The sequence below is a fragment of the Streptomyces sp. NPDC002868 genome, assembly GCF_055563295.1.
Genome location: NZ_JBVHDR010000002.1, coordinates 617,627 through 635,403 on the forward strand (window position 1 = coordinate 617,627; position 17,777 = coordinate 635,403).

The window sequence follows — 17,777 nt, forward strand, 5'->3', positions numbered from 1 at the left end:
GCGGGGGGGGGGGCCGCCGCGGGCGCACCCCCCCCCCCCCCCCGGGGTTCACCCCCCCCCCCCCCCCCCCCCCCCCCCCCCCCCGGGGGGGGCCCCCCCCCCCCGGGGGGGGCCCCCCCCACACTTGTTGGCGTACGTCAGCCGACGTCAGCCGAGGCCGGGCAGACCACCAGGCAGACCACCAGGCAGACCACCGGCCGCGCCGCCGACCGGGAGGCCGCCGAGCAGGCTGGAGACCGGGGCGGCCTGGTCGGTCGTCGGCAGCCCCTTGGCGGCGGCCTCCTGGACGGCGGCCGGCAGCGTGGTCGCGCTGCCGATGAGCGCCTGCTGACCGCCCGCCAGCGACTCGGGGGCGGCCGGGAGCTTCGTGACGGCGTCCTGGACCGGCAGGATGCTGGTGACCGTGTCCAGCGAGGTGGCGGAGTCGGGGAGCGCGGTCGGCGCGGCGGAGGCAGTGCCCGCGGCGGCAGCAGCGAAGGCGGCGCCGAGAGCGGCGATGCCGAGAGTCTTGGCAGCAGACTGCTTCATCAGTGATGAGTCCTTGGGACGGGAATATTGAGCGGCCCTGCAAGCTAGCCAGCCCCGCGCGGCGGCCGCAAACACCACGAAGCGGCCGAGTGTTGACGATCCCGGCCGCTTCGGCGCATCGGCGATCAGCTCTCGCCGAAGGAAGAATCGCTGGTCGTGGCGGTCTGCCGAAACAGCCATTCGGATTTCAATTCGGCGTATCCCGGCTTGATCACGTCATTGATCATCGCCAGTCGTTCATCGAAAGGAATGAACGCCGACTTCATCGCATTGACGGTGAACCACTGCATGTCGTCGAGCGTGTATCCGAAGGTCTCGGTCAGCAGCTCGAATTCGCGGCTCATGCTGGTGCCGCTCATCAGCCGGTTGTCGGTGTTGACCGTGGCCCTGAAGTGCAGTCTGCGCAACAGCCCGATGGGGTGTTCGGCGTACGAGGCGGCAGCCCCGGTCTGCAGATTGGAGGTCGGGCAGAGCTCCAGCGGGATGCGCTTGTCCCTTACGTACGCGGCGAGCCGCCCGAGCCTCACGCTGCCGTCGTCGGCGACCTCGATGTCGTCGATGATCCGTACCCCGTGCCCGAGGCGGTCCGCGCCGCACCACTGGAGCGCCTGCCAGATGGACGGCAGTCCGAAGGCCTCGCCCGCGTGAATCGTGAAGTGGTTGTTCTCCCTCTTCATGTACTCGAAGGCGTCGAGATGGCGGGTGGGCGGGAAGCCGGCCTCGGCGCCGGCGATGTCGAAGCCGACGACGCCCGAGTCGCGGTAGCGGTTGGCGAGTTCGGCGATCTCCAGGGCACGGGCGGCGTGCCGCATCGCGGTCAGCAGGGCGCCGACGCGGATGCGGTGGCCGCTCGCGCGGGCCAGCCGCTCGCCCTCGCGGAAGCCCTCGTTGACGGCTTCGACGACCTCCTCGAGCGTGAGTCCCGCCTCCAGGTGCTGCTCGGGGGCGTACCGCACCTCGGCGTAGACGACGCCGTCCTCGGCGAGGTCTTCCGCGCACTCGGCGGCTACCCGGAAGAGGGCGTCACGGGTCTGCATGACGGCGCAGGTGTGCGCGAAGGTCTCCAGGTAGCGCTCCAGCGAGCCGGAGTCGGCGGCCTCGTGGAACCAGATGCCGAGCTTGTCGGGCTCGTGCTCGGGAAGCGCTTCATAGCCCGTTTCGCGGGCGAGTTCGATGATCGTGCCCGGACGCAGCCCGCCGTCGAGGTGGTCGTGGAGGAGCACCTTCGGAGCGCGGCGGACCTGGTCCGCGGTGGGCGTGTTGAGGGTCTGGCTCGTCATCTGCGCACTCTAGCCCCTACGCGCGTAGAGGGCGCCCCCCTACACCCCCTGTCGATACGTAACAGTGACCGTGCGGACGGGTGGAGTACACCTGCGCTTCTGAGACTGTTCTGCCATGGCACACCACGCACTGCCCCTGTGGTGGGGGCGTCCGGCCGAGGCGGCCGGCGGAGCGGACACCCGCCGCGAGGCGACCGTGGCAAGGGGAGCGCGAGGGACCCGGACGCCGCCGTGCGCCCGTCTCGGCCGTGCGGCCGGCGGTCGCGCGCTGGGAGCCGACTCCGCCGTGGGCGGCGTGGTGCTGATCCTGCCGGACGGCGAGCCCGAGTCGGCACGCAGGCCCTCGGCGCTGTCGTACGCCGCGGCGCTGCCGCTCGGCCGCACGCTGGCCAGGGCCGGCCGCGAGGACGGCCTGTTCGTGCATACGGTCCGCTACCGCTGCCGCGGCTGGAACGGCCCGGACGCGCACCTCGCGGCGGACGCGACCTGGGCGGTGGAGGAGGTCGTACGCCGCTACGGCGACGTCCCCGTCTGTCTCGCGGGCCACGGCATGGGGGGCCGCGCGGCACTCCACGCGGCGGGCCATCCGGCGGTCAACTCCGTGCTGGCGCTGGCGCCTTGGCTACCGGAGGACGATGTGGCCGCCGCCCCGGAGCCGGTGAAGCAGCTGGCGGGACGCCAGGTCCTGATCGTGCACGGTACGAACGACGCGCGTACGGACCCGGAGCTGTCCTACCGGTTGGCGGAGCGAGCCAAGAAGACGAACCGCGACACCTGCCGCTTCGAGGTCCACTCGGACGGCCACGCGCTGCGCGAACACCAGGGCGAAGTCCAGGCCCTGGCGTCGGACTTCGTCCTGGGCGCGCTGTTCACGCGTGCCTACGCCCGTCCGGTGGCGGACGCGCTCGCCGCCCCGCCGCCGCTGGGTCTGCGGATGCCGCTGGCGGGAGGATTCGGGCGGTCGCTGCGGCGGTAGGCGGGTCAGTCCGGCAGCAGGTGGCCCCGGCGTGACAGCAGGAACCGTTTGAACTCCGCCACCGGGGCAGTGTCCGGATGGCCGTCCAGCCAGGCGACGCCGATTTCGCGGACCGCGCGCGGCGCCGTCACCGTCAGTTCGACGACGCCCGGGCGCGCCACCGCCGGGGGTGGGAGCAGTGCCACGCCCAGGCCCGCCGCGACCAGGCCTCGCAGGGTTTCCGCCTCCTCGCCCTCGAAGGCCACGCGAGGCGTGAAGCCCGCCTCCGCGCACAGGTCGTCGGTGATCCGCCGCAGGCCGTAGCCGGGTTCGAGAGTGACGAAGGTTTCGTCGGCCGCCTCGGCGAGGCGGATCCGCTTGCGGGCGGCGAGGCGGTGGTCGTCCGGCACGACGAGGCGCAGCCGCTGCTCGTCCAGGCGGCGGGCGACCAGGTCGGGCGCGTCCGGGACCGGCGAGGTCAGACAGAGGTCGAGGTCGCCGGCGCGCAGGCGCTCGATCATGGCCTCGCCGTAGTTCTGGACGAGGGTGAAGCGGATACGCGGATGATCCGCCCGGAACGCCCGGATCAGCCCCGGCACGGTCTCCGAGCCCATCGTGTGCAGAAAGCCGAAGGCCACCTTCCCCGCCGCCGGATCCGCGTCCGCCTGCACCGACTCCGCCGCCCGCTCCACCTCCGCGAGCGCCCGCTCCACGGAGGTGAGGAAGGTCCGGCCGGCCGGCGTCAGCGACACCGTACGGCCCTTGCGGGCGAACAGCACGACCCCCAGATCCTCCTCGAGCCGCACGATCGCCCGCGACAGCGTCGACTGCGGGACGCCCATCTCCTGCGCCGCACGGGTCACATGCTCCTGGCGGGCCACTCCGGCGAAGTACGCCAGGCGCGGAGCGAGCAGCAGCGTGATGTCTTCTTCGTAACTGCTCGGTGACAGCCGCGGCTGTGAGCTGTGTTGATGCACCATGGGAACGATTATCGCCATTCCATGCATTGGACGCATGAAATACCAAGTCTTACGTTCGATGCATGCCTCCTGCCAGTACCAAGGCGCCCGCCACCGCTGTGGGCGCCGACTCCGACCATCGCCTCGCCCCTTCCTCCCCCGGCTACCGCCGCATGAGCTTCGCGCTCTTCGCCGCCGGTGTCGCCACCTTCGCCCTCCTCTACTCCACGCAGGCGCTGCTGCCCGCCGTCTCCGCCGACTTCGGCGTGAGCGCGAGCGCCGCCAGCTGGACGGTCTCCGCCGCGACGGGCGCGCTGGCCCTGTGCGTGCTGCCGATGAGCGCCCTCTCCGAGCGGTACGGGCGACGCACCGTGATGACCGCCTCGCTCGCGGTCGCCGTCGTGGTCGGGCTGCTGGTGCCGTTCGCGCCGAGCCTGGAGTGGCTGGTGGCGCTGCGCGCCGTGCAGGGCGCTGCGCTCGCCGGGCTGCCGGCGTCGGCGATGGCGTATCTCGCGGAGGAGGTGCGGCCCAAGGCGCTGGTCGCCGCGATCGGCCTGTTCGTGGCGGGTAACAGCATCGGTGGCATGAGCGGCCGGATCGTCACCGGCTGGGTGGCCCAGCTGTGGGGCTGGCGCGCGGCGCTCGCCGCGGTCGGCCTGATGGCAGTGGTGTGCGCGCTGGTCTTCCGCGCGATGCTTCCCAAGGCCCGTCATTTCACGCCCGGTTCGCTGAACCCGCGCACGCTGGCGAAGACCGTACGCGGCCATCTCGCCGACCCGCTGCTGCTGCGGCTGTACGCGATCGGCGCACTGTTCATGACCGTCTTCGGCGCGGTCTACACGGTGATCGGCTACCGGCTTGTCGAGGCCCCCTTCAGCCTCCCCCAGGGCATCGTCGGCTCGATCTTCCTGGTCTACCTGGTCGGTACGGTCTCCTCCGCCGCGGCCGGCAAGCTCGTTGCCCGCCTCGGCCGCCGCGGCGCGCTGTATCTCGCGGTCACCACCACCGCGGGCGGCCTGCTGCTGTCGCTTGCACAGTCGCTGGCCGCAGTGCTGCTCGGCCTGGTGCTGATCACCGCGGGCTTCTTCGCCGGCCACGCGGTCGCCTCGTCCTCGGTGAGCCGTACGGCCAGGACGGGCCGCGCCCAGGCGTCGGCGCTCTACCAGTCGGCGTACTACCTCGGCAGCAGCGCGGGCGGCACGCTCGGCGCGGTCGCCTTCCACTCCGGCGGCTGGGCGGGCACGGTCGTGCTGGGCCTGCTCGCGGTCCTCGGCGTCGTATCGATCACGCTGTACGGGACGCGGGTGGCCAGGGCCGAGCACCGGCTGGTCCTGGCGGCGGCCCGCCACTGAGATTCCGCACCGGATCCGTGCAACTCCTGCTCCCCGACGAGCGTCAAACACTGAGCGATCGCAATCGCGTAGTGCACAAAGGGGAGTTGGTGGCTGTGGCAGACACAGGCGGGACACAAGGGACAAGACGGACGCGCGGCATACGTGGGCGGGCGGGCATCGTGCTCGGACTGACCGGCCTGGTGGTCCCGCTGACCGTGGCACTGGGCAGCGGGACCGCGCACGCCGCGTCGTGCACGACGTCCACGGGGCCGTACCAGAAGCAGGTCGAGAAGTTCCTGGGACGCCCGGTGGACGGGAAGCAGTCGACTGCCGACTGCAAGGCCATCCGCGCCTTCCAGGCCAAGCACGGCATAACCCCGACCATCGGCTACGCGGGGCCGGTGACCTGGCGCACCATGAGCACGATGCTCGCGCAGCGGGCAGCCGGAAAGACTCCGAACAAGGCGGGCAAGTGCCCGACGAACAAGGGCCGTATCGCCTGCGTCGACCTGACCCGCCAGCTGACCTGGATCCAGGACGGCAAGCACCTCAAATACGGACCGGTGCCGGTGCGTACGGGCAAGAACGGCACCGAGACCCGGACCGGTGCGAAGAAGATCTACTGGCGCAGCATCAACCACTGGTCGACGCTCTACAACGTGCGGATGCCGTATTCGCAGTTCTTCGACCGCGGCCAGGCCTTCCACTCCACCACGAAGTCGATGTACAACCCGCCCGGCTCCGGCGGTTGCGTCAATATGCGCCCCGCGGACGCGAAGGCATACTGGAATCTGCTGAAGAACGGCGACGACGTCTACGTCTACGGGCGCAAGCCCGGAACCTGATCCGCATTGTCAGTCCCCTCCTGTAGGTTCCGAACGGCTGGTGCCAAGGGCGACAGGGGTGGACCCGATGAGTGATCTGGCAGCGACGCAGGATCTGGATTCCAGGCTGGAGCAGCACCGACGGGAGCTGACCGGCTACTGCTACCGCATGCTGGGCTCGGCCTTCGAGGCGGAGGACGCCGTCCAGGACACCATGGTGCGGGCCTGGCGGAACTTCGAGAAGTTCGAGGGGCGGTCGTCGCTGCGGTCATGGCTCTACCGCATCGCGACGAACGTCTGTCTGGACATGCTCCACGCCGGCAACCGCCGGGCCCGCCCGATGGACCTCACGGCTGCCACGCCGGTGGCCCAGGCACAGCTCACCTCCCGCCCGGAGATCACCTGGCTGGAGCCGGTGCCGGACGGGCGGGTGCTGCCGTCTGCCGCCGACCCGGCGGAGACGGCGGTGGAGCGGGAGACCATCCGGCTGGCGTTCGTCGCCGCGCTGCAGCACCTGCCGCCCAAGCAGCGTGCGGTGCTGATCCTGCGCGAGGTGCTGGCCTGGAAGGCGAGCGAGGTGGCCGAGCTGCTCGGCACCACGGTCGCCTCGGTCAACAGCGCGTTGCAGCGGGCGCGGGCGACGCTCGCCGAATCGGAGCCGGCCTCGACCGATTCGGCCGACCCGCTGGACGAGGAGCAGCAAAAGCTCCTGGAGCGCTATGTCGCGGCCTTCGAGGGCTACGACATGAAGGCGCTGACCGCGTTGCTGCACGAGGACGCGACGATGTCGATGCCGCCGTACGACCTGTGGCTGCGCGGCCATGACGACATAGTGGGCTGGATGCTCGGCGTCGGCGAGGTCTGCCGCGGCTCGAAGCTGGTGCCGACCGTGGCGAACGGCTCGCCGGCCTTCGCGCACTACCACCCGAGCCAGTCCGGCGACGGGTACGAGCCGTGGGCACTGATCGTGCTGGAGATCTCGGACGGCAGGGTCGGCGGGATGGACTTCTTCCTGGACACCAAGCGCTGGTTCCCGCTGTTCGACCTGCCGCCCCGGCTGGACAAGGAGGGCGCGCCCGAGAGCTAGGGCGTGATTGAGAAGTAGCGCCGTCCGCCCGAAGGGCGGGCCCTGCGGCGTCTGGTGCGTGCAATCGCAAGGCGGTGGGGGCACCCCCGGACGAAGTCTGGGGGAGATCGCCCTCGTACTGGACGTACTTGGGCGACTCCGACAACGTCGCGTGGGGGCACCTCCCAGCGGTAGCTGGGGGAGTGCGTGCCAGGCGTCGCGGGGCTGGGGGCACCTCCCAGGCGAAGCTCTGGGGGAGGGACTTCTAAAACACGCCCTTGGCGACCTCGCCCAGACCGACCAGGTCCAGCAGCGCCACCAGCTCGGGCCCGGCATCGCGCAGCCGGAATCGGCAGCCCAGCCGGCGGGCGGTGAGCTGGAGGCGGGCGACGGCGTTGACGGCGGCGAGGTTGGGATGGGTGAGCCCGCCGACGTCACAGATCGCCTCGGTGGCCCCGGCACCGGTGAGCCGCACGCTCAACTCCTCGCACAGGCACGGCACATCGGCCGGGGTCACTCTCCCGGCGATGCGCACGACGATCGGTTGTGTGGCGTCCACGCGGAGCAGACTGCCCCTGCGGGCGGAACTCATCGCCGTACCCAGTCTGCGGCGCATGGCTCACGTCCCGTCCGGTCGCGGTGGCAGATATGTCCCTGCTCTGTGGACCGCGGGGCAGGCCGATTCTCATCGGCCTGCCCGTCGGGGGGCCGCGTCAGGCGATGCGGTCCAGCACGATCGGGTTCTGGGTGAACTCCGTGTCCGACGAGGCGATGTCGAACGCGCCCGCCAGGGACTTCAGGGCGTACTCGAACTTCTCCGGGGTGTCCGTGTGCAGGGTCAGCAGGCGCTGGCCCGCGGTCACCGGCTCGCCGGGCTTGGCGTGGAGTTCGACGCCCGCGCCCGCCTGGACCGGGTCCTCCTTGCGGGCGCGGCCCGCGCCCAGGCGCCAGGCCGCGACGCCGATGTCGTACGCGTCGAGGCGGGTGAGGACACCCGACGACGGGGCGGTGATCACGTGCTGCTCGCGGGCGACCGGGAGCTCGGCGTCCGGGTCCCCGCCCTGCGCGGCGATCATGCGGCGCCAGACGTCCATGGCGGAGCCGTCGGCGAGTGCCTTCGCCGGGTCGGCGTCCTTGATGCCGGCCGCGGCGAGCATCTCCTGGGCGAGGGCCACGGTGAGGTCGATGACGTCCTGGGGGCCGCCGCCCGCCAGCACCTCGACGGACTCGCGGACCTCGAGCGCGTTGCCCGCCGTGAGGCCGAGCGGGGTGGACATGTCGGTGAGCAGCGCGACGGTCTTCACACCGCTGTCGGTGCCCAACGCGACCATGGTGGAAGCCAGTTCGCGGGCGTCCTCGATGGTCTTCATGAACGCGCCGGTGCCGACCTTGACGTCCAGGACCAGCGAGCCGGTGCCCTCGGCGATCTTCTTGGACATGATCGACGAGGCGATGAGCGGGATCGCCTCGACGGTGCCGGTGACATCGCGCAGCGCGTACAGCTTCTTGTCCGCCGGGGCGAGTCCGTCGCCCGCCGCGCAGATCACGGCGCCGGTGGAGTCCAGGACGTGCAGCATCTCCTCGTTGGACAGCAGCGCGCGCCAGCCGGGGATGGACTCCAGCTTGTCGAGGGTGCCGCCGGTGTGGCCGAGGCCGCGTCCGGACAGCTGCGGTACGGCGGCGCCGCATGCGGCCACCAGGGGCGCGAGCGGCAGCGTGATCTTGTCGCCGACGCCACCGGTGGAGTGCTTGTCGGCGGTGGGGCGGGACAGCGCGTCGAAGTTCATGCGCTCACCGGAGGCGATCATCGCGGCAGTCCAGCGGGCGATCTCCGTACGGTTCATGCCGTTCAGCAGGATCGCCATCGCCAGCGCCGACATCTGCTCGTCGGCGACCTCGCCGCGGGTGTACGCGTCGATGACCCAGTCGATCTGCTCGGGGCTCAGCTCGCCCCGGTCCCGCTTGGTCCGGATGACGGAGATGGCGTCCATGGGAGTCCTCCAGTGTGCGCTGTACGCGCAATGTGCGCTCTACGCGCCTCTGCACGCATAGAGAGTAGGGAAAACGGCCTCCCGCCGGAGCGGGAGGCCGAGGGGCTAGCGCAGATGCCCGGGCCCGAAGGCCTGCGGCAGCATCTCGGAGAGCGGGAGCACCCCTTCCGGGGTCTGCAGCAGCAGCTCGGGGCCGCCGAATTCGAACAGCAGCTGCCGGCACCTGCCGCACGGCACCAGGATCTCGCCCCGGCCGTCCACGCAGGTGAAGTGGGTCAGCCGGCCGCCGCCGGTGGCCTGGAGCGCGGAGACCAGACCGCACTCCGCGCACAGGCTCAGGCCGTACGAGGCGTTCTCGACGTTGCAGCCGACGACCGTACGGCCGTCGTCGACGAGCGCGGCCACGCCGACCGGGAAGCCCGAGTAGGGGGCGTACGCATGCGACATGGCCTCGCGCGCCCGCTCGCGCAGAGCGCCCCAGTCGACTTCCCGGGCGGCGGCGGTCACTTGCCCTCGCCCTTGCGGTACGGCATGCCGTCGGCCTTGGGCGGCCGCAGGCGTTGCGCGGACAGCGCCAGGACCAGCAGCGTGGTGACGTACGGCGCGGCGTCCACGAACTGGCTCGGCAGCGCGTCGGTCAGCGAGTACCAGGTGAACAGCAGAGCGGACACGGCCGCGGCGATCACGGCCTGCAGGTACTTCTTCTTGTACAGCTGCCAGATCACGACCACCACCAGCAGGATCGCCAGCAGAAGCAGCATCGCGTGGACGTTCTGGGCGCCGCCGCGCAGCTTGAGGCCGTCGGTGAAGCCGAAGAGTCCGGCGCCCAGCGCCATGCCGCCCGGCATCCAGTTGCCGAAGATCATCGCGGCGAGACCGATGTAGCCGCGGCCGCCGGTCTGGCCCTCCTGGTAGATGCCGGTGGACACGATGGCGAGGAAGGCGCCGCCGAGACCGGCCAGACCTCCGGAGACGACGACGGCGATGTACTTGTACTTGTAGACGTTGACGCCGAGGGACTCGGCGGCGACCGGGTTCTCACCGCAGGAACGCAGCCGCAGACCGAAGGACGTACGCCACAGCACCCACCAGGTGCCCGGGATCAGCAGGATCGCCAGGACCGTCAGCAGCGACAGGTTGGTCACCAGACCGCCGAGGACACCGGCCAGGTCGGAGATGAAGAACCAGTGTCTGGCCTGGACGTCCGCCAGCCAGTCCGAGAGTCCCGGGATGGTGATTTCCGTGATCTGGTCGATGCGCGGGGACTGCTTGGACGAGCCGCCCTCGGCATTGGCGAAGGTGAAGTTCGACAGATAGCGGGTGACGCCCACGGCCAGGATGTTGATGGCCACACCGGAGACGATGTGGTTGACGTTGAACGTCACCGTGATGACCGCGTGCAGCAGGCCACCGAGCGCGCCGCCGACGATGCCCATCAGGACACCGGTCCACGGACCCCACTGGTAGCCCGCCCAGGCACCGAACCAGGTGCCGAGGATCATCATGCCCTCGAGGCCGATGTTGATCACACCGGCCCGCTCCGCCCACAGACCGCCGAGTCCCGCGAGACCGATCGGCACGGCCAGCTGGAGGGCGCCGGCGACCTGGCCGACGGAGGTGAGGTCGTTCGCGCCGCTGATCACACGCACCAGCGAGAACAGCGCGAGGCCGGCCGCGATGATCAGCATGATGACCGGCAGGGACAGCTTGCGGCGTCCGCCGCCCTTCTTGGGCGCGGTGCTCGCCATCGAGACGGTGCTCGTACTCATGCGGCCTCCCTCCTTTCATTCGCTTCTCCGCCCGCTCGGCGCAGCGGTGCGGCCTTCGTCTCCGTCTGCGGCCCGGCGGCCTCGCGTGCGTCGCTCACAGAACGACCTCCTTGTTCTTGCGGGCCTGGGCGGCAAGCTCCTCGCCGACCTTCTGCTGCTGACGGCGGAGCCCGTACTGGCGGACGAGTTCATAGGACACGACGACCGAGATCACGATCAGGCCCTGCATGATCGTGGCGATCTCCTTCTCGTAGCCGTGCTGGTCCAGCGAGGCCGACGTCTTCTCCAGGAAGGCGATGAGCAGAGCGGCGAAGAAGATGCCGACCGGGTTGTTGCGGCCGAGCAGGGCGATGGTGATGCCGGTGAAGCCGACACCGACCGGGAAGCTCAGGCTGTACGTGTGGGTCTGGCCCAGCAGCAGCGGCAGACCGGACAGACCCGCGACCGCGCCGGAGATCAGCATGGCGGTCAGGACCATCTTCTTGGCGTCGACGCCGCTCGCCTGGGCGGCGGACTCGCTGGCGCCGGTGGCGCGCAGGTCGAAGCCGAAGCGGGTGCGGTTGAGCACGAACCAGTAGACGATGCCGAGCGCGAAGGCGACGAAGGTGAAGCCGTAGATGACTCCGCCGTCGACATCCACGCCCGGGAACCAGCCGGACTCGGAGATCTCACCCGTCGTCAGGTCGTTGGAACCCTCCGGCTGCACCCCGAGGTTGGCCGGCAGGATCATCCACGCGATCAGGCTGGTGGCGATCGCATTGAGCATGATCGTGGAGACGACCTCGCTGACCCCGCGGGTGGTCTTCAGGATGCCCGCGATTCCGGCCCAGAAGGCGCCGACGAACATGGCGACAAGCACGATCAGCAGGATGTGGAGCGGTCCTGGCAGCTCCACGGACGCGCCGACGACCGCCGCGAGCATCGCCGCGAGGCGGTACTGGCCGTCCACACCGATGTTGAACAGGTTCATCCGGAAGCCGATGGCGACGGCCAGGGCGGCGAGGTAGTACGTACCCGCCTGATTGAGGATCAGTACCTGAACGTCGGTGTACTCGGCGTTCTCCCACATCAGCTGGTACGGCTCGACCGGATTCCGGTTCGAGACGAGCAGCACCACCGAGGTGAGCGCGAAGGCCACGACCAGGGCGAGCGCCGGGCCGGCGAGACCCAGGATCAGCCGGTCTTTGTCGAACTTCTTCATCGGCCCTCACCGTTCTCGTCGTGCTCAAGGTGGCCGGTGGCGGCGCCGGTCATGGCCGAGCCCAGCTCCTCCGGGGTGATCGCGGCGGGGTCGGCGTCCGCGACCAGCCGGCCCCGGTACATCACCCGCAGGGTGTCGGAGAGCCCGATGAGCTCGTCCAGGTCGGCGGAGATCAGCAGCACCGCGAGGCCCTCCCGGCGCGCCTCACGGATCTGGTCCCAGATCGCCGCCTGCGCGCCGACGTCCACACCACGGGTGGGGTGGGCGGCGATCAGCAGCTTCGGCGCGTGGCTCATCTCGCGGCCGACGATCAGCTTCTGCTGGTTGCCGCCGGACAGGGATGCCGCGGTGACCTCGATACCGGGGGTGCGGACGTCGTACTCGCGGACGATCCGCTCGGTGTCGGCGCGGGCGCCCTTGAGGTCGAGCAGGCCCTTCTTGCTGTTGGGGCGCTCGGTGACATGGCCGAGGATGCGGTTCTCCCAGAGCGGGGACTCCAGCAGCAGACCGTGCCGGTGGCGGTCCTCGGGGATGTAGCCGATGCCGTCCTCGCGGCGCTTGCGGGTCGGCGCGTGCGAGATGTCGGTGTCGTCGAGGGTGATCACACCGCCGTCGGGGTCGCGCATGCCCATCAGGGCCTCGATGAGCTCGGTCTGGCCGTTGCCCTCGACACCGGCGATGCCCATGACCTCACCCTTGTGAATGGTGAAGGTGATCCCGGCGAGCACTTCGCGGATGACGCCGTCGGGGTCGGTCACGGTCAGCCTGAGGTCCGAGACCCGCAGCATCGGCACATCCGTCACCGTCGACTCACGAGTCTCCGGCGAGGGCAGTTCGCTGCCGACCATCAGCTCGGCGAGCTGCTTCGTGGTGGTGGTGCGGGGGTCGGCGGTGCCGACCGTCGTGCCGCGGCGGATCACCGTGATCTCGTCGGCGACCGACAGGACCTCGCCCAGCTTGTGCGAGATGAAGATGACGGTCAGGCCCTCGGCCTTGAGCTCGCGCAGATTGTCGAAGAGCGCGTCGACCTCCTGCGGGACGAGCACGGCGGTCGGCTCGTCGAGGATGAGGATGCGGGCGCCGCGGTAGAGGACCTTGAGGATCTCCACCCGCTGGCGGTCGGCGACGCCGAGCTGCTCGACCAGGACGTCAGGGCGGATGTTCAGCCCGTACGCGTCCGAGATCTCCTTGATCTTCCTACGGGCCCGGGCGCCGATGCCGTACAGCTTCTCGCCGCCGAGAACCACGTTCTCCAGGACGGTGAGGTTGTCGGCCAGCATGAAGTGCTGGTGGACCATGCCGATGCCGCGCGCGATGGCGTCGGCCGGGCTGGAGAAGGTGACGTGGTCGCCCTCGATGGTGATGGTGCCCTCGTCCGGCTTCTGCATGCCGTAGAGGATCTTCATAAGGGTCGACTTGCCGGCACCGTTCTCACCGACGAGGGCATGGACGGTGCCCTTGCCGACGGTGATGTCGATGTCGTGGTTGGCGACGACGCCGGGGAAGCGCTTGGTGATGCCGCGCAGTTCTACGGCGGCAGGAGGGCTGGACGCGTTGATGACGCACTCTCCTTGGCGGGAAAGGAGCATGGGGGCAGGCGGACGGGCTGGGGGCAGGGGGCGGGGCGAAGTTACCGCGTCAGAGAGCTATCTACGCGCGTAGCACCGGCGAATATGGAAAACCCGTGGCCGGAAGCCGGCCCGGGGTCCGGAGGGCGGCTGTTCGCCGTCCTTCCGGACCCGCGGACCTTCGGTTCCGGGCCGCGCGGTTACGGAGCGGTCTTGACCTTGATCTTGCCGGCGATGATGTCGGCCTTGGCCTTGTCGACCGCGGCGGTCACGTCGGTCAGCTTGGTGTAGGCCGGGTTGGAGGCGGCCAGGCCCACACCGTCCTTGGCGAGGCCGTAACGGACCTCACCGGACTGCGGCTTGCCGTCCTTGACCGACTTGATCAGGTTGAAGACGGAGTCCGAGACGTCCTTGGTCACCGAGGTGAGGATGGACTCCTTGTAGGGCGCCAGACCCTTCTGGTTGTACTGGTCCGAGTCGACGCCGATGGCCCACTTCTTGGCCTTGGCCGCGGCCTCGATCGAGCCCGAGCCGGCGAGACCGGCGGCGGCGTAGATCACGTCGGCGCCCGCGTCGAGCTGGCCCTGCGCGGCGGCCTTGCCCAGGTCGGGCTTGGAGAAGCCACCGAAGTCCGGCGGCTGCGTCAGGTACTGGACCTTGACGTTGACGTTCTTGTTGGTGTCCTTGACGCCCTGGACGAAGCCCGCCTCGAACTTCTTGATCAGCGGGGTCTCGACACCGCCGATGAAGCCGACGGTGTTGGACTTGGTCACCTTGGCGGCGGCGACACCGGCCAGGTAGGAGCCCTGCTCCTCGTTGAAGACCAGGTTGGCGATGTTCTTGCCGGTCTTCGAGGTGTCGTCGATGAGACCGAAGGTGGTCTTCGGGAACTTCGGCGCGACCTCCGCGATGGCCGGAGCGTAGGCGAAGCCGACGCCGATCACGGGGTTGTTGCCGGCCCGGGCCAGCTCGGTGAGGCGCTGGACCTTGTCCGGGTCGCCCTCACCCTCGCTGGGCTCGGCTTCGGTTCCCTTGATGCCGAGGTCCTTCTCGGCCTTCTCAAGACCGGCGTAGGCGGCGTCGTTGAAGGACTGGTCGCCACGGCCGCCGATGTCGTAGGCGATGGCGGCGGTGGCGGCGTTGTCCGAGCCAGCCTCGGAAGACGATTTGCCGCCACACGCGGTGGCGGACAGTGCGAGAGCCGCGGAGGCGATGCCCACGGTGGCGATCCTGGTGATCCGGCGCACGGAAAGGCTCCTTAGACCTGGCCGAAAGCGCCACTTCCGGCGCTGCGTTCGCGGCGATCGTAACGCGCGTAGATGTCAGTTAAAGACCCGTTCATCAGTCGTTATCGGATCGACGCGTGGCGGACTTGGCGGTTACGCATGGCCGACATTCTTCCATAGAGCTCACATACTTCACATGATCCATATTCCGGACACGTATCGCTACGTGAAGCACATCACGCCGTCACCGGAAGTTACCCGTATCGGGCCGGGGCCGTCCCGCCTTCGCGACATCCGGGCACGGCGAATGAGCGGAATTCCCTATTCCGCAGAGCGGCTCCCGCAAAAGGGTTCAGCAAGTGGGAACGCGCAGAACCTCGACTTTCACCCAGCTGGAATCGGGGACGATTCGCTGTGTCGCAGTGCGCCGGCCCGGCCGCTTCCGCTCGCCGGAACAAGGGAAGGCACCCGCGGAATCACGGGCGCCTTGCGCCCTTTTCGGCTCAGGCGGGGAGCCCGTCGATCAGGGCCGCGGCCGTGAACAGCTCGACACCGACCTCGATCGCGCGCTCGTCGGCGTCGAAGTCGCCGCGGTGCAGATCGCGCCGGGTCGTGTCACCCGGCGTACGCACGCCCAGTCGCGCCATCGCGCCGGGCACATGCTCCAGGTACCAGGAGAAGTCCTCGCCGCCCAGGCTCTGCTCGGTGTCCTCGATTGCGTACGATCCCCGGCGCGCGGTCTGCGCGTCGCGCAGCAGCTCGGTCACCACCGGGTCGTTGACCACCGGCGGGACCCCGCGGATGTAGTTGACCTGCGACTTGGCCCGGTGCAGCGTGGCGATCTCGTCGATGGCCGCGTGCACCAGGTCGGGGGCCGCGCGCCAGCCCGGCAGGTCGAGGCAGCGAACAGTTCCGGACAGTTCGGCGTGCTGCGGGATGACATTGCAGGCGTGGCCCGCCTCGATACGGCCCCAGGTGATGGCGAGGCCGGAGCGCGCGTCGACGCGGCGGGCGAGCAGGGCCGGGACCTCGGTGACGACGTTCGCGGCCGCGGTGACCAGGTCGGTGGTCAGATGCGGGCGAGCCGTGTGGCCGCCGGGGCCGTCGAGCGTGACCTCCAGCCGGTCGCAGGCGGAGGTGATGGGTCCGGACCGCAGCCCGATGACGCCCGCGTCGACCCTGGGGTCGCAGTGCACCCCGATGATCTTGCCGACGCCGTCCAGCACACCGGACTCGATGGCGTCGGGCGCGCCGCCCGGCAGCACTTCCTCCGCGGGCTGGAAGATCAGCCGGACCGGCTGCGGGAGCAGGCCCTGCCGGTCGAGCTCGGCGAGGACGAGCCCGGCGCCGAGGACCGTGGTGGTGTGCACATCGTGCCCGCACGCGTGGGCGCGGTCGGGGACGGTGGAGCGGTAGGGCACCCCGGTCTTGGTGTCGGGGATGGGCAGCGCGTCGATGTCGGCGCGGATTGCGAACAGCGGACGTACCCCGTCCCAGGTCCCGATGTCACAGACGAGTCCGGTGCCGATGGCGAGCACCCGCGGCGAGAGGCCGGCCTGCTCCAGGCGGGCCTTGAGCGCGGCGGTGGTACGGAACTCCTGGTTGCCGAGCTCCGGGTGCATGTGCAGGTCGCGGCGGAAGGCAATCAGCTCGGCGCGCAGCGGTTCGGACAGCGTGCCGGGCAGTGCGGCTTCCCCGCGCAGGTCGGCGTCTGACTCGGGGGACATGAGTTGGTTCACCTGTTGAAGAGTAAGCCCAGGTGGGGTCCAACTGGCCACTGATCAACAAAAGTTCAGCCCGATAGGGGAAGGAAAGACGGCCCCGAGGTGCATGGTTGTCCATCCATGTGGGTAAACTCACTCACTCCTTCTTCCCGCCCGGCAGATCAGGCCTTCAGGCGGGTGCGGGCAGCCGCTGCACATCCTGAGCCGTCCCCGTGACCCCCGCCAGGAACCCCTGGGCCCGTGGGGAGGCGCTGTCCCTGAGCCATTCGGGAGCTATGTCGCAGACCGCGACCCTGATTCCGGTGCCCACCAGGGCGAGCGGCAGGGTGTGCACCACGGTCGAGGGGAAGCTGAGGACCGTGGCCCCTATCGGGCCGCGGCGGGCGATCAGCTCCAGCGGCAGGTCCGGGCGCACTATCTCCAGGCCCGTCTCGACAGCGAGGCGGTGGAGCTTTTCCGAGCTCTCGCGGCGGTGCGCGAAGTAGCGGGTGGCGCCGTGCGTACGGGCCAGGGCCGCGACCGCCTCCACATACTGGTCCGGGTCGACCACCCCCGTCTCCACCAGCGACGTCCCGACCAGGTCCGCGCCCCGAGTGATCTTGGGCGGACCGAACCTGGAGCGGGTCCAGCCGAACCGGTTCGGCGTGACCGTGATCCCCTGCGGCGGCTCGACCGGCATCGAGGTGAAGACCTCGACATCGCGGCTGCGCGACGGGGTGAGCCGGCGGCGGGCCAGGAAGGTGACCGGCGCGAGGACCAGCTCGCGCGGCCCCCGCCTGCCGCGCCGGTGCCAGCGCACCAGCTTCTCGCCGCGCGCGAGCTGTGCCACGAACTCCATGGTGGCGGTGCCGTCGTCGACCACGGTCAGATCCTTGCTGCCGACCAGCGTCAGCAGCAGCTGTACGTAGCGGGAGAACGGGTCCCCGATGACGATGCGCTCCGCGCGATGCAGCAGCGGGGCCAGCTCGCGCACCGTCTTCAGCGGCGCGCCCGCCCGGCCGCGCGCCTCCTGCCAGCGCACCGTGTGCCCCTCGTCGCGGGCCAGCTCCGCCATGCGGCGCAGCTGGCCCCGCGACATGGGGTCGGTGGGCGACAGAACGACCACCGTGAGATCGGCGGCGCCGGTCCGTGCCGTGCCCGCCGGGCCTGCCGGCTGGGTCGGGACACCGGTCAGCGGCGCACCGTGCTGTGCGTGGGCCCACTCCAGGACGTTCAGGAGCTGGACCGGACTCTCGACAAAGGCGAGGTTCACCGATTTTCACCTCGTGGTGCCGGGTCGGCCAGCCCGCTGGCCTGCTGGTGGGACAGGGGGTCCGGGGGCCCGCCCCCGGGGAGGCACAGCACGGCGCCAG

Annotated in this window: 16 protein-coding genes; 4 read left to right on the forward strand and 12 right to left on the reverse strand. The window is 70.1% G+C overall.

Features of this window, described 5'->3' with window-relative positions:
* Positions 1-147 precede the first annotated feature (147 nt).
* Together ACZ3H8_RS08760 and ACZ3H8_RS08765 are read right to left on the reverse strand one after the other, a co-directional pair.
* Complete coding sequence (locus ACZ3H8_RS08760) at positions 148-528, reverse strand: ATP-binding protein (RefSeq protein WP_467399154.1); 381 nt, start codon at positions 526-528, stop codon at positions 148-150.
* 125 nt (positions 529-653) lie between these two features.
* Entirely contained in the window at positions 654-1,808 is a 1,155-nt protein-coding gene (locus tag ACZ3H8_RS08765) for an adenosine deaminase (RefSeq protein WP_467399156.1), read from the reverse strand.
* 295 nt (positions 1,809-2,103) lie between these two features.
* On the opposite strand from ACZ3H8_RS08765, the gene ACZ3H8_RS08770 reads away from it, so the two are divergent.
* Positions 2,104-2,784, forward strand: a complete 681-nt coding sequence (locus ACZ3H8_RS08770; protein WP_467399963.1) for an alpha/beta hydrolase — start codon at positions 2,104-2,106, stop codon at positions 2,782-2,784.
* A gap of 5 nt (positions 2,785-2,789) precedes the next feature.
* Here ACZ3H8_RS08770 and ACZ3H8_RS08775 read toward each other — a convergent pair whose 3' ends face one another.
* Entirely contained in the window at positions 2,790-3,743 is a 954-nt protein-coding gene (locus ACZ3H8_RS08775) for a LysR family transcriptional regulator (RefSeq protein ID WP_307661516.1), read from the reverse strand.
* Positions 3,744-3,805: 62 nt separating this feature from the next.
* Between ACZ3H8_RS08775 and ACZ3H8_RS08780 the strand changes: the two genes are divergently transcribed.
* The 3 genes from ACZ3H8_RS08780 to ACZ3H8_RS08790 all read left to right on the forward strand — a co-directional run bounded on the left by ACZ3H8_RS08780 (position 3,806) and on the right by ACZ3H8_RS08790 (position 6,967).
* A complete protein-coding gene (locus ACZ3H8_RS08780) occupies positions 3,806-5,074 on the forward strand; it encodes an MFS transporter (protein ID WP_467399159.1) in 1,269 nt (422 codons plus the stop codon).
* A gap of 158 nt (positions 5,075-5,232) precedes the next feature.
* Positions 5,233-5,901: a L,D-transpeptidase family protein gene (locus ACZ3H8_RS08785; protein ID WP_398993518.1), complete on the forward strand. Its 669-nt coding sequence runs from the start codon at positions 5,233-5,235 to the stop codon at positions 5,899-5,901.
* Positions 5,902-5,968: 67 nt separating this feature from the next.
* Positions 5,969-6,967 (forward strand): sigma-70 family RNA polymerase sigma factor, encoded by a 999-nt coding sequence (locus ACZ3H8_RS08790; RefSeq protein ID WP_467399161.1) that lies wholly within the window; start codon positions 5,969-5,971, stop codon positions 6,965-6,967.
* A gap of 244 nt (positions 6,968-7,211) precedes the next feature.
* On the opposite strand, the gene ACZ3H8_RS08795 is transcribed toward ACZ3H8_RS08790, so the two are convergent.
* The 9 genes from ACZ3H8_RS08795 to ACZ3H8_RS08835 all read right to left on the reverse strand — a co-directional run bounded on the left by ACZ3H8_RS08795 (position 7,212) and on the right by ACZ3H8_RS08835 (position 17,677).
* On the reverse strand, positions 7,212-7,505 hold the full coding sequence (locus ACZ3H8_RS08795; protein ID WP_307661519.1) for an STAS domain-containing protein: 294 nt from the start codon (positions 7,503-7,505) through the stop codon (positions 7,212-7,214).
* 154 nt (positions 7,506-7,659) lie between these two features.
* Positions 7,660-8,937: a thymidine phosphorylase gene (locus ACZ3H8_RS08800; protein ID WP_467399164.1), complete on the reverse strand. Its 1,278-nt coding sequence runs from the start codon at positions 8,935-8,937 to the stop codon at positions 7,660-7,662.
* A gap of 105 nt (positions 8,938-9,042) precedes the next feature.
* Positions 9,043-9,444, reverse strand: a complete 402-nt coding sequence (locus ACZ3H8_RS08805; RefSeq protein ID WP_398993447.1) for a cytidine deaminase — start codon at positions 9,442-9,444, stop codon at positions 9,043-9,045.
* Positions 9,441-10,706: an ABC transporter permease gene (locus ACZ3H8_RS08810; RefSeq protein WP_467399168.1), complete on the reverse strand. Its 1,266-nt coding sequence runs from the start codon at positions 10,704-10,706 to the stop codon at positions 9,441-9,443. Before ACZ3H8_RS08810 ends, ACZ3H8_RS08805 begins: the two co-directional genes overlap by 4 nt.
* Before the next feature lie 94 nt (positions 10,707-10,800).
* Positions 10,801-11,907 (reverse strand): ABC transporter permease, encoded by a 1,107-nt coding sequence (locus ACZ3H8_RS08815; protein ID WP_467399170.1) that lies wholly within the window; start codon positions 11,905-11,907, stop codon positions 10,801-10,803.
* Positions 11,904-13,496 carry an ABC transporter ATP-binding protein gene (locus ACZ3H8_RS08820; protein WP_467399172.1) on the reverse strand — a complete coding sequence of 531 codons (1,593 nt, stop codon included), beginning with the start codon at positions 13,494-13,496 and terminating at the stop codon, positions 11,904-11,906. Before ACZ3H8_RS08820 ends, ACZ3H8_RS08815 begins: the two co-directional genes overlap by 4 nt.
* 179 nt (positions 13,497-13,675) lie before the next feature.
* A complete protein-coding gene (locus ACZ3H8_RS08825; protein WP_467399175.1) occupies positions 13,676-14,722 on the reverse strand; it encodes a BMP family lipoprotein in 1,047 nt (348 codons plus the stop codon).
* 482 nt (positions 14,723-15,204) lie between these two features.
* Complete coding sequence (locus ACZ3H8_RS08830; protein WP_398993459.1) at positions 15,205-16,428, reverse strand: amidohydrolase; 1,224 nt, start codon at positions 16,426-16,428, stop codon at positions 15,205-15,207.
* A 166-nt stretch (positions 16,429-16,594) separates the two neighbouring features.
* A complete protein-coding gene (locus tag ACZ3H8_RS08835) occupies positions 16,595-17,677 on the reverse strand; it encodes a hypothetical protein (RefSeq protein ID WP_467399178.1) in 1,083 nt (360 codons plus the stop codon).
* Positions 17,678-17,777 lie beyond the last annotated feature (100 nt).

Coding starts and splice junctions, on each gene's coding strand:
- ACZ3H8_RS08765 (WP_467399156.1), bottom strand. CDS start 1,808: ATGACGAGCCAGACCCTCAACACGCCCACCGCGGACCAGGTCCGCCGC.
- ACZ3H8_RS08760 (WP_467399154.1), bottom strand. CDS start 528: ATGAAGCAGTCTGCTGCCAAGACTCTCGGCATCGCCGCTCTCGGCGCC.
- ACZ3H8_RS08830 (WP_398993459.1), bottom strand. CDS start 16,428: ATGTCCCCCGAGTCAGACGCCGACCTGCGCGGGGAAGCCGCACTGCCC.
- ACZ3H8_RS08775 (WP_307661516.1), bottom strand. CDS start 3,743: ATGGTGCATCAACACAGCTCACAGCCGCGGCTGTCACCGAGCAGTTAC.
- ACZ3H8_RS08800 (WP_467399164.1), bottom strand. CDS start 8,937: ATGGACGCCATCTCCGTCATCCGGACCAAGCGGGACCGGGGCGAGCTG.
- ACZ3H8_RS08790 (WP_467399161.1), top strand. CDS start 5,969: ATGAGTGATCTGGCAGCGACGCAGGATCTGGATTCCAGGCTGGAGCAG.
- ACZ3H8_RS08780 (WP_467399159.1), top strand. CDS start 3,806: ATGCCTCCTGCCAGTACCAAGGCGCCCGCCACCGCTGTGGGCGCCGAC.
- ACZ3H8_RS08820 (WP_467399172.1), bottom strand. CDS start 13,496: ATGCTCCTTTCCCGCCAAGGAGAGTGCGTCATCAACGCGTCCAGCCCT.
- ACZ3H8_RS08815 (WP_467399170.1), bottom strand. CDS start 11,907: ATGAAGAAGTTCGACAAAGACCGGCTGATCCTGGGTCTCGCCGGCCCG.
- ACZ3H8_RS08810 (WP_467399168.1), bottom strand. CDS start 10,706: ATGAGTACGAGCACCGTCTCGATGGCGAGCACCGCGCCCAAGAAGGGC.